Source organism: Aurantimonas sp. DM33-3 (genome assembly GCF_014334315.1).
Lineage (GTDB): Bacteria > Pseudomonadota > Alphaproteobacteria > Rhizobiales > Rhizobiaceae > Aurantimonas > Aurantimonas coralicida.
Window position 1 is genome coordinate 16,514 of record NZ_JACSGS010000026.1, and the last position, 11,429, is coordinate 27,942.

Annotated in this window: 10 protein-coding genes and 1 pseudogene; 2 read left to right on the top strand and 9 right to left on the bottom strand. The window is 64.8% G+C overall.

The window, feature by feature from the left end; translation table 11 throughout:
- Positions 1 to 3 precede the first annotated feature (3 nt).
- From H9Q09_RS21185 to H9Q09_RS21220, 8 genes are all read right to left on the bottom strand, one after another.
- A complete protein-coding gene (locus H9Q09_RS21185) occupies positions 4 to 492 on the bottom strand; it encodes a MaoC family dehydratase (RefSeq protein ID WP_348646345.1) in 489 nt (162 codons plus the stop codon).
- A gap of 172 nt (positions 493 to 664) precedes the next feature.
- Entirely contained in the window at positions 665 to 1,933 is a 1,269-nt protein-coding gene (locus tag H9Q09_RS21190; protein ID WP_187392708.1) for a benzoate/H(+) symporter BenE family transporter, read from the bottom strand.
- 43 nt (positions 1,934 to 1,976) lie between these two features.
- Complete coding sequence (locus H9Q09_RS21195) at positions 1,977 to 2,783, bottom strand: enoyl-CoA hydratase-related protein (protein WP_187392709.1); 807 nt, start codon at positions 2,781 to 2,783, stop codon at positions 1,977 to 1,979.
- An 18-nt stretch (positions 2,784 to 2,801) separates the two neighbouring features.
- Complete coding sequence (locus tag H9Q09_RS21200) at positions 2,802 to 4,358, bottom strand: AMP-binding protein (RefSeq protein ID WP_187392710.1); 1,557 nt, start codon at positions 4,356 to 4,358, stop codon at positions 2,802 to 2,804.
- Entirely contained in the window at positions 4,351 to 4,863 is a 513-nt protein-coding gene (locus H9Q09_RS21205) for a (2Fe-2S)-binding protein (protein ID WP_187392711.1), read from the bottom strand. Before H9Q09_RS21205 ends, H9Q09_RS21200 begins: the two co-directional genes overlap by 8 nt.
- Positions 4,851 to 5,681 (bottom strand): FAD binding domain-containing protein, encoded by an 831-nt coding sequence (locus H9Q09_RS21210; RefSeq protein WP_187392712.1) that lies wholly within the window; start codon positions 5,679 to 5,681, stop codon positions 4,851 to 4,853. The genes H9Q09_RS21205 and H9Q09_RS21210 overlap by 13 nt, the downstream gene beginning before the upstream one ends.
- Positions 5,678 to 8,548 carry a molybdopterin cofactor-binding domain-containing protein gene (locus H9Q09_RS21215; RefSeq protein WP_246716269.1) on the bottom strand — a complete coding sequence of 957 codons (2,871 nt, stop codon included), beginning with the start codon at positions 8,546 to 8,548 and terminating at the stop codon, positions 5,678 to 5,680. The genes H9Q09_RS21210 and H9Q09_RS21215 overlap by 4 nt, the downstream gene beginning before the upstream one ends.
- Positions 8,549 to 8,735: 187 nt before the next feature.
- On the bottom strand, positions 8,736 to 9,614 hold the full coding sequence (locus H9Q09_RS21220) for an AraC family transcriptional regulator (RefSeq protein WP_187392714.1): 879 nt from the start codon (positions 9,612 to 9,614) through the stop codon (positions 8,736 to 8,738).
- Positions 9,615 to 9,995: 381 nt separating this feature from the next.
- Between H9Q09_RS21220 and H9Q09_RS21225 the strand changes: the two genes are divergently transcribed.
- Positions 9,996 to 10,172: a hypothetical protein gene (locus H9Q09_RS21225; RefSeq protein WP_187392715.1), complete on the top strand. Its 177-nt coding sequence runs from the start codon at positions 9,996 to 9,998 to the stop codon at positions 10,170 to 10,172.
- A 24-nt stretch (positions 10,173 to 10,196) separates the two neighbouring features.
- Positions 10,197 to 10,597 (top strand): annotated as a pseudogene (locus H9Q09_RS21230) (ATP-binding protein); the annotation flags it as partial.
- Positions 10,598 to 10,725: 128 nt separating this feature from the next.
- Here H9Q09_RS21230 and H9Q09_RS22375 read toward each other — a convergent pair.
- Positions 10,726 to 11,429: hypothetical protein (locus H9Q09_RS22375; RefSeq protein WP_210315460.1), on the bottom strand; the 704-nt coding region annotated here is incomplete at its 5' end.

An 11,429-nucleotide genomic window follows, 5' to 3' on the forward strand; every position in this document is an offset into this window, starting at 1 on the left:
CCGTCAGGCAGGAGCCGGACCAGTCGACGCTTGCCCCTCCGCGGCCGATGGCCGGCGCGGTACGACGATGCGCGTGGTCATGATCTGCACGGCCTCGCCGTTCTGATTGCGCGTCTCACTGCGAATGGTCACAGTTCCACGGGTGGGGCGGGACCGCGAGGGGCGGCACTCGACGATTTCGCTGAACAGATGAAGCACATCGCCCGGACGGGTCGCCCGAACCCATGCGAGTTCCGCTCCGGCACCGATGAGCCCCCCTTTGACGGGAAGCCCCTCCAGAACGAAATGGCGCATCGTCAGAGCGGCCACATACCAGCCGCTGGCGACCAGGCCCCCGAAAAAGCTCTCGGCAGCTGCGACTTCGTCCAGGTGGAATGGCTGCGGATCGAAGGCGGCAGCAAATTCCTTGATGGCCTCTGCCTCCACCGCGAACTGTTCGCTTTCAAAGCGATACCCCACCTTAAGATCGTCCCAGTACAGTTCGTCGGCCAAGAGTTCTCCTTTCATCGACAAAGCAACGGGGCGCCAATCTGGCGCCCCGCTCGCTCGAGCATATATCCGAAGCAGGAACCAGCTTCAGTAAGAAGCTGGGGATCAAGGATCGAGCGTGCTCTTGTTCGCTCGTTCTGACGCATCACCTCCGAAGGCCCCGGCTGCGCGAGCGTCAGCGGGTCGCGGGAGCCGAAGGGCTTGCTCCCGCCTCGGGCGATACCGGCCATTCCACGAGAGCCGACACCACCGCGCCGGCGAACAGGGCCCAGAACGGCGCACTGATGCCGAGGATCGAGATGCCGGACATCGCGACGACGAGAGCAACGAAGGCGCCGATCTGGAAACCCGCCGGCTTCGAGAAGGCCAACTGGAACGCCATGACCAGGACGTTGATCATCGCGAGCCCTGCGACGGCGCCGATCAAGGGTCCGGGCAGCATCAGGATCAGCGGCACGACTGCGCCCGCGAAGATGCCGAAGGAGGCGAAGAGCACGCCGTTGACGACGCTCGCCACATAGCGCCCCTGTTTGTCCTCGCCGGCCTGATCGGACGAGCAGATCGCCGTCATCGGCCCGGCAATGTTGGCGTTGTGGCCTCCGAGGAAACCGGCGAGGATGCCGCCAATGCCGGAAATGATCGTCATGGCGTTGACCGGTGCGCGATAGTCTTCAGCGATGAGAACACCCGTCGCCTGGGCGTTTTCGGCGCCCACCACCAGGATGGCGAGCGGCACCGCGATCGCCAGGAAGGCGTCGAGGGTGAAGCTGGGCGCGGTGAATTCCGGCGCGACGAAGCTGATGCCGGCCTCACTCGCCCCGAACGTCCCCGTCAATGCGACCGCGATGAGACCGACCACCAGGGCGGAAAGCACCGGCGGAACGACCTTAGTCAGGCGCATGGACAGGAAGAAGGCGATGATCGCGGCGCCGACGACGATCGGCAGCTTGTCGATCGCCGTGACGGCACCGATGCCGAAGCGAATGAGCGCCCCGGCGATCATCGCCATGACGATCGGCATCGGCAGCCAGCGCATCACCTTGCCGATCAGCCCTGTGACGCCGAGCACCAGCACGATGACACCGGCCATGACGAAGGCGCCGACCGCTTGGTCAAACGGAAAGGTCGCCAACGATCCCGCCACCAGAGCCGCCCCGGGGATCGAATAGGCGCCGGTGATGGGCATCTTGTAGTAAAGCGCCATGACGAAGCTGATCAGACCGCCGAGCCCGTAAATGGCCAGCAGCCAGGCCACCGTCTGGCCATTCGTCAGATTGCCGCTTCCGGCCGCGCCGATCACGATGAGCGCCGGTCCCGAGCAGCCGAAGATTGCCGCGACGAGCCCGGCGCTGCCGGTCTTCAGATTGAGATTTGCCGGCAGGCTCCGCAGTCCGGCGCCGATCCCGGGTCCCGGCTCAATGAAGCGGCCCTTGGTGCTGTCCATGTTTTCTCCTCCCCTGAATCGAATAAACCGGTCGACGGCTGGCTCAGCGTCCCATGAACGTGGGCTTTCGCTTCGCGTGGAAGGCTTCCACGCCCTCCCTGAAGTCTTCCGACTGGCGCAGACGGCTGTAGTTCAGCCCTTCGAGTTCGATCGCCGTGGTCAGGAAGGCGTCGTCGGTCTCGTTCAGCATCTTTTTCGCCGTGCGCTGGGCGATCGGCGAGAACTCCAGAAGCTCGTCGACCAGTGCGCTCACCGCCGTCTCGAGTTCGCCGTCAGGGACGCATTCCGTGGCGATGCCCCATTCGACCGCCGTCTTGCCGGGGATGCGCTTCGAGCGCATTACGATGTCCTTCGTCCGCGTGACCCCGACGATCTTCTGCAGCCGCGCCGAACCGCCCGAGCCGGGGATCTGGCCGAGCTTTTGCTCAGGCAGCGCATAGCGGCAGGTCTCCGAGACGATGCGAAAATCACAGGCGAGCGAAATCTCGAAGCCGACGCCGAAGGTGTAGCCGCGGTTGGCAACGATGACCGGCTTGGAGCATCGGGCCGGAGCGGCGATGTTCCAGGCGAGCTTGGAGACGTGTTCGGGGCTGGCCTCGAGAAAGCCCTTGATGTTGCCGCCGGAGGAGAAATGCTCGCCCTCCCCGGACAGAACGATGATCCGCACGCGCGCGTCATCGTCCAGTATCTCGAAGACGAGCCGAAGCTGGTCCCGCTCCGGCATCGAGATGATGTTGTAGGGTGGGCGCGCGAGAACGATGTCGGCACGCTGTTTGGCCGGGTCGATCGTGACCTTGAAGCCGTCGAGTTCGGCAAGGCGCGGGTCGCTGAAGCTGTAGGTTTCGCTCATGGACGTTCCTCAATTGTTTCAGGAGAGTTGGGTGTCGCCGCTCGCAGGGGCGGCTGTTTCCGCGTCGTATTCGCCGGCGACGAGCTTGCGGCGCAGAAGCTTGCCGACCGGGGACTTCGGAATCTGGTCGACGAAGACGTAGGCACGCGGACGGCGAAAATTCGCCAGGCCGGAGCTCTTGCAATGGGCGTCGAGATCGGCCTCGTCGACGGCGCCCGATCGCTTGACAAAGGCCGTGACGATCTTGCCCCAGCGCTCATCCGGAAGGCCGACGACGGCGACCTCGGCGACGGCGTGATGCAACGAGAGACAGCTTTCGACTTCGACCGGCGAGACATTTTCGCCGCCGGTTATGATCATGTCGTCGGCACGCCCGGTGACGAACAGGTCGCCTTCCTCGTCGAAATAGCCGGTGTCCCCGGTGAAGTACCAACCGTCGCGGATCGCCTTGGCGGTCGCCTCGGGGCGTTTCCAATAGCCCTCGAAGGCCTCGTCGCCCTTGAGCAGCGCGACGATCTCGCCCTCGACGCCGGGCTTTGCCTTCGTCTCGGCGTCAATGGCGCCGAGCGTTACCACGCGGATCATCTGGTTGAGCCCGGACCGCCCTGCCGAGCCGGGTTTCAACGGCGCCTTCTGGTCGATCGTGCAGGTGTAGACCTCCGAGGAGCCGTAGTGATTGACGAAGAGTTCCGGCTCGAAGGCGGAATTCAGCTTCTTCATCAACCCGTCGGTCATCGAGGCGCCGGCAAAGCCGAGCTTGGTGACGGAGGCGACCCGCGCTTTCGAGAACGCCTCGTGGTGGATGATGTCGTGGTAGAGCGTCGGAACCAGATAAAGGTTGGTGACCTTCTTCGCCTCGATCGTCTTCAGTGCGCTCGCGACGTCGAAGCGCGGCAGGCAGACGAAGGCGCCGCCGATCAGTGAGGACGCGAGCAGCGATCTGACGCCCATCGTATGGTAGAGTGGCATGACGCCGAGGGTCCGTTCGCCATGCCGATAGAGGTTTTGCGCGACATGGGCGAGCGCCGCGGCACGCTCGGCGCGGTGGCGGCGCGGCACGCCCTTCGGCCGCGACGTGGTGCCGGACGTGTAGAGCATCAGCGACCAGTCGTCGGCGGAAGCCTGCGGCGAGGCGTCGGGGGCGCTGCCCGACAACATGTCGCCCAGCGAGTCGGCGCCGTGCTCCGCCTCACCCGCCATGATCCTCGGCACGTTCCGCGACTTCTGCGACGCCGCGACCGCTGCAACCGCGACGTCCTGATAGAAGATCGCCCTGGCTTCGCTGTCCTCCAGCGCATGGTCGATCTCGTCCGGCTTGGCCCGCCAGTTGAGCGGCGTGACGATCAGCCCCGCCAGCTGGCCGGCCCAGTGGAGCGACGCGTTTTCCCAGCGGTTCTGCATGATCGTCAGAACATGGTCGCCGGGCTTCAGGCCCATCGCCCGCAGGCCATCGACCAGAGCCGAGATCTTCGCGAACCAGTCGGCATAGGTCAGATCAAGATCGCCGTCTGAGATCGCGAGCGCGTTCGGATCGCGTTCGACACTGGCGATGAGACTGGTCCCAAGGTCAAGCATTGGCGGCCTCCTCCTCCTTCATTTGCGCTTGCGCGGCGAGCGCCGCTTTGACGATCGGCGCGTAGCCGGTGCACCGGCACAGGTGCCCGGAGAGATGTTCGCGAATGACCGCCTCCGAAGCGTCCGGCGCGCGCTTCAAGAGTGCGTCGAGGCTCATCAGGATACCGGCGGTGCAGAACCCGCATTGCAGCGCGAAATGCTCGCGGAACGCCGCCTGGAGCGGCGAGAGTTCGCCGGCCGCCGGCTCCAGCCCCTCGACGGTGCGGATGTCCGCGCCCTCGGCCTGCGCCGCCAGCATCAGGCAGGCGCGTACGGGCTCGCCGTCCACCTGCACGGTGCAGGCGCCGCAGACGCCGTGCTCGCAGCCGACATGGGTGCCGGTTTCGCCCAGGACGTGGCGCAACAGATCCGTCAGCAACATCCGTCCGGGCGCATGCGCGGTGACCTCCCGCCCGTTGAGGCGGAAGCCGATGGCGTGGCGTCCCTCTCGGCTCAGCTTCGGCATGAGATGGCCTCCTTGACGGTCTGGCGCCCGAGCGAGCGCACGAGGTCGCGGCGGTAGCGAGCGCTGGCATGCAGGTCGTCGCGGGCACCGAGGCTCCAGGCGAATTCGTTGAGGGCGTCTTCGAACCCGTCGTCGGACGGGTCCGGCAGATCGATCGCCTGGGGCGTGTCGGCGACGCCGCCGACGGCAAGACGGTTCGTGCCGTCCGGCCGTGCGATTGCCGCACAGGCGACGATGGCAAAATCGCCATGCCGGCGTGCGATTTCGCGAAACGCGGTTCCCGTTCCCATCGGATGGGCCGGAAAGGCGACGGCCTCGATCATCTCGCCGGGCTCGACGGCGGTCGCCATCATGCCCATGAAGAACGCCGACGCAGCCAGGACGCGCTTCTTCCTGCGATTGCGCAGATGCATCTCGCCGCCGAGGGCCAGGAGAGCAAGCGGCAGTTCGGCGCTCGGATCGGCATGGGCCAGCGACCCGCAGACCGTGCCCCTGGACCGGGTCTGGGCGTGGCCGACCCATGGCATCATCGCCGCGATCATCGGCAGGAGGCCGGCGAGCGGCGCCCAACGTTCCAGCTCGGCCTGCCGGACCGCGGCCCCGACGAAGACCTGCCCCTTTCGCTGCTCGATCCGTTGCAGCTCGCAAACCCGCGTGATGTCGACCAGGACTGATGGCCGGGCGAGCCGCATATTGAGCATCGGCACCAGCGACTGGCCGCCGGCGATCACTCGGGCCTCGTCGCCGGCCTCGTGCAGTGCATCGAGCGCTTCACCGAGAGCATCGGCGCGCACATAGTCGAAGGGAGCCGGCTTCATCGGCCACCTCCGATCAGTGCCTTGAGCCGGGCGAACACCCCTGCCCCCGGCACTTTTCCGCCGCCGGCATGATTGGCCAGCGCCTTGAAGAACTGGCCGATGACGACGCGCGCCGCGCCGTCGAGAAGCCGGCCGCCGACCGAGGCGACCTTGCCGCCGATCCCGGCCTCGTAGGAATAGGAGATGCGGGTCCGCCCGCCGCCGAGATCCTCCAGCGTGACCCGGCCCGACCCTTCGCCAGAACCCAGCGCCCCGACGGTCTTGCCGCTCAGCGTCACGGCATTCGGCGCGTCGAGGTCCGACAGCTCGATATCGGCCTTGTAGCGTCCCTTGACGGGCCCGACGCCCAAGGTCACGTCGGCGGTAAAATGGGTCTCGGAGACTTTTGTGACGCCGTGCGAGCCGGGAATGATCGCTTCGAGCGTTGCCGGATCGAGCAGCATGCGCCAGACCTCTTCGCGCGAAGCCGCGACCTCCGCCGAGCCCCCACCGGTCAGTTTGCGCTGGCCGCCGGGCGCGGTGTCCTCCACTTGCGTCGGCTTGACCTTCGGCTGGGGTTCGTCGCCGGCCAGAAGCGCTGCAATGCGGCTCGGTGAGACGGGCAGCACGATGTCGTCGGCGCCGATCGCGTCAGCGACGGCATTGGCGATGCAAGCCGGCGTCGACATGCAATTGCCTTCGCCCACTCCCTTGGCGCCAAGCGGCGTGAAGGGCGACGGGCTTTCGTAATGCAGGATGATCGGCTCCGGGACTTCCATCACCGTTGGGATCAGATAGTCGGCGAGCGTTCCCGACAGGAAGCTTCCGTCCGCGCCATAGGCGAACTCTTCGAGGAGTGCTGCGCCCAGCGCCTGGGCGAAACCGCCGCGCACCTGGCCATCGACCATCGCCGGATGCAGAATTGTCCCGCAGTCGTGCATCGTCACATAACGGTCGATCCGGACAGCGCCGGTGTCCCGGTCGATCTCGACGCCGCAGAAATCGAAGATGAAACCGTGGCAGAGCGAGGAATTCACCTCGTCCGCGGCATTCGGCGCCTGCAATTGCTCGGGCGTCCAGAACACCGTCTCGCGGATGGTCTGGTCGACCGAGTCAGGCAAGGTTCCCGGCGCCCAATGGGCGGCCGCGGCAACGCGCGCGAAGGACACCGAGTTGTCAGGATTGGATCTGGCGAACGCCCGGCCTTTACCAAACTCCACTTCCCCTGACTGAATGTTCAGCTGCCCGGCGGCGACCTCGCCGAGCTTTGCCCGCAATCGGTCAGCCGCAAGCTTGGCGGCACCCGCCACGGCGGGTGCGAAGCGGCTGGAATAGTTGCCTGACGCGATCGACCAGGCGTCCCGCCCCGTATCGACATCGGCGACGACCGTGATCGCCGTCGGATCGAGGCCGAGCGTGTCGGCGACGACTTGGGACAAGACCGTTCGATGCCCTTGCCCCTGCGGCACGGAGGCGACCTTGACCGAAACCGCGCCGAGCGGATCGATGGAGATGGTCGCCGTTGCCTGGGCGCCGTTCTTTGGCCCAGCTTTCTCGCGCTGTCCGGGCGTCAGAACGGTAGTGATGTAGCCCATATTGGAGACGCTCGGCTCGACCACGGCGGCAAGACCGATACCGTAGAGCCGGCCCTCGGCGCGGGCCTCGTCGCGGCGCCGCTTCAGCTCGTTGAGACCGCCTTGCGAAACCGCTCGATCGAGAGCGGACTGGTAGTCGCCGGAATCCAACAGCGCGCCGCTCGCAGTGCGATAGGGAAAGCCCGCTGCGGGAACGAGATTGCGGCGGATGACGTCGAGCGGATCGAGATCGAGCTCTTTTGCGATGCGCTGCATCAGTCGTTCGAGCGGAAAGTAGATCTGAGGACCACCGAAGCCGCGATTGAGACCGGTCGGAGTCTTGTTGGTCAGCACCACACGGTTGCGGATCGAAAGATTGTCGATCGCATAGGCGCCGGTCATGTTGCCATGCATGCGGTAAAGCGTCGCCGGCTCGGGCGCGCGCAGGTGTGCGCCGCAGTCCTCGATCTGATCCCAGTCGAGCGCCGTGATCCGGCCGTCCGGATCGACGGCCGCCTCTAGCCGCGTCACACGGTTGGTCGCGGAGACAGAGGCGGCGAGATGCTCAAGCCGATCCTCGATCCACTTGACCGGCCGGCCGGCGATACGCGCCGCGACGCCCATCAGGATCATGTAGGGAAAGACGCCCTGCTTGATCCCGTAGCTGCCACCGGAAGATGGCGGCGTTCTGAGCCGAATCCTGTTACCGGGGACCTTCAGCGCACGGGCCACCACCGCGTGGATCGAAAACGGCCCTTGGAAATTGGCGAGAATGTCGTAGGCGTCCTCGCCCGGCTCGTAGCTGGCAACGACACCGTAGGTCTCGATGGGCGTGCAGGAATTACGGGGATAGGCAACGTCGATGCTGATCCGGTGCGCCGCCGATGCGAAGGCACCTTCCGGATCGCCGTAGGAAAAACGACGCTCGTTGATGAGATTTGAGCCGAGCGAAGGATGCAGAACCGGCGCATCGTTCTCAAGCGCTGCAACCGGTTCCACCACCGCCGGCAGAACCTCGTAGTCAACCGCAACTTCGTCCGCTGCGTCCTCCGCAAGATAGCGATCGGCGGCAATGACGATAGCGACAGGCTCGCCGACATAGCGCACGCGATCCGTCGCGATCGGCCAGCATTGGACATCCGCCTTGACGCCGACGGTCATCGAGCGCGTCAAACGCTTGACGTCCTCTCCCGTGACGACAGCGGCGACGCCTTCGCTCTTAAGCGCCTGCGACACGTCGATCGAGCGGATCGTTGCGTGCCCATGCGGCGAGCGGACGATGACCGCTTCCATTGTGCCGACCGCCGTTGGCATGTCATCCACGAAACGGGCACGTCCCGTCAGGAGCGCCGGATCCTCGACACGCGGAACCGATCGGCCGATCCAACGATCGGCGGATGGATTGATCGTCAATTGAACCTCCCCGACGCCTCAGCGGGCGCCTCTCATGGGAGGTTACGGCTTTCGGGTTCGCCGCCGCGATCCCGAAGCGTCACATGACTTACCGAGGAGTCCCAAAATCGCCGCTGTCTGGACCGCTCGAGCGAAAAGCCGCGACCTGACGAAACGTGCTCGGAGAGGAGCCGGCATGGTCATGAAAGAAGCGGGAAAAATGCGCCGGCGCGGAAAAACCGAGGCTCTCGGAGAGGGCCGCGAAGGAGGCCGTCCCTTCCGACACTGCCTTAACCGCACGCTCCATTCGCACGACGTTGAGGTAGACGCGCGGGCTGACACAGAGCGAGGTTTCGAACAGCCGGAAGAAATGCGCCCGTGACAGGCCGACGTCGCTGGCCAGCCGGTCCATGTTGCCGACGCCGCCCGGATCGGTGGCGATCATCCGTGTGGCCCTGCGAACTCGCGGATCGACGACCGCCGCGGCCGCCAGGCGCAGCGAGACCGGCGTGTCCCGCCACGCGGCGAAGCGCTCGATGATGGCGATCATCAATTCGGCGAGAAGGCGCTCATGGCCGTCCGCATCTGCGGGATCGTGCACCATCGCCTCGGCAAGGCTCCGCGACAGGCGGCGTATGCAGGGCGTCGTCGCGCCGACAGTCTTTGCGAAGAAATCCGGCGCGCCGCTCGCCTTCCAGTTCGAGCGAAACCCGCCAAGCCAGCCCGGCTCGATGTAAAGGGCGAGGATGATCGTCGCCGGCTGCCAGTCGTAATGAGCGTAGGCATGCGGCTCCCAGGCGTTGATCAGGATGGCGCTTTCGTCGGTCAGCGGCGCGATGCGATCGCCGACCGAGAATTGCGTATCCGCGCCCTCGACCTTCAACAGAACATGGCAGTGGGGATGAGCGTGACGCACGAGCGGGCGGTCCATGTCGAGCAGCGCGACACGACCGAACGTTCCCCTAGCTACTCTGAGCGCATTCGACATTTTCGATCCTTACCACAGCGCAGGTTCGAAAGCAGCAGGCTTGGCCAGCGCGGCGGAGTCGTAACAAGGGCGGGGGGAACGCAACGCGACGGCTGGTGGGCGACAATCGCCGCGACGCTCGTCGAAACAGATGGACGGTGCGCTTTGCACGGAAGGTCTCGTCGTCGTGAGGGCGACGAGCCATATCGACGCAGTCGACGCGGCTCCACTCCGGTCGGGCGTCTTGACCGCTCTTTTGAGATCGGCCTCCTGGGCCAGCCCTGGGCGGCATGGCTGACATCCCCAGTGGCTGAACGCAATCTTCACCCTGCTTACACCGCCGCTGCTGCTGGCCGGCCATGCCACCTTCCGGGAGGTCTTCGCAAAGGACAGGCTGCGGGTTTGGATGTTTCTTTCACTATCCCTTGGTTCGACATGATCCCCTCGGCGGTGGCCTTCGCCATTTGGTCGCTGGCCGTACCCGGCCTTTCCGCCGATGCCTCAACCATGCAAGTCATCGACGCCTTGTTGGTGTCCTCGCTGCTTTCCCAGACCCGCCGCAGCGTGGGCGTTCAGTGAGAACCGATGATTGCTTCGTTGCGGCTCATGGAAGCCCGCGACAAGCGCCGTCTTCTGAAGCAGGAACGCGATCTTCAGGCGGTGCAACTCCTCATCTTCGACGAACTCGGCTACGTGCCGCTGTCGCCGACGGGCGCCGAGCTTCTGTTCGAGGTGTTCTCGCAGCGCTACGAGCGCGGCTCCACCATATCGTCACGTCGAACCTGCCGTTCGAGGACTGGACGAGCGCCCTGGTGTCGGAGCGGCTCACCGGTGCGCTGCTCGATCGCCTGACGCACCACGTCCATATCCTGACGATGAACGGCGACAGCTACCGCCTCAGGCAGTCCGCCGGACGACGTCGGGCTGCCGCGGCAAGGGCGGAGCAAAACCATGCCACCGCCAAGACCGTGGATCCCGATACCGGCGACATCACTGACCCCTGATCCTCAGGATAAACGGTGGGCCTGGTTTTGCTCCGACGTTGACACGTCTTCCCGGAAACGCGGGCGACATCATTCGGAATTCGCATTTGGGACCTTGTCGCGGCTCGCCATCTTGGTAGATGCCGAATTCATCGTGGGACGAGAGCAAGAGCGAACTCGTCCAAATCGTCGACGAGATCGCGAGCCGCGATATTCTCGACGCTCATCCGATTCCTTGCTTCAGGATCGGCGCGGGCGGGGCGAACGGATATCGTCAAGGAATGATCAATGCCCGGGAGTTTGATTCCTCGGCGTCCTTTCGCATCGCGTCCATAAGCATGCTGCGACGCTGCGGACCGGTGATTCATCGCGACCGCGATCTGGGCCGAATTCCACCCTGCGGACTGCGCGTTTTTCCGAAACTGATGCCGAAGGGACCGCAGTGTCATGAGTGGATCGGTACGATGGATCTGGAGCAGTTTCGCGCAGCGAGCCACGACCTTTTCCTCACTCCCATAGTGCCTCAGGTTCTTCTGCAAATCGTCGCAGATCAACTTGATCGTTTCGATGCACTTTCGGCCGAGAGGCCTTAGATTGAGTTCGCGAACTGGCACGAGGCCCCGCATCATGCGATCGCTCATCTTTGCAGACGAGATGAAAAGCACGTCGTTTTGAACCCAAGAGTTGGCCCATTCTGACGGTCGTAATCCGACCATATCGCCAATCGCTAATACCCGCCTGCGCTTGATCTGACTCAGCTGTGATTTTCCTGTCCTGGGCGTTCGTGATTCCCTGTCTGGCGAAGGGAGGGAAAGAGCGATGGCCGTAAGAATCAACGAGGACCTGTCGGCTG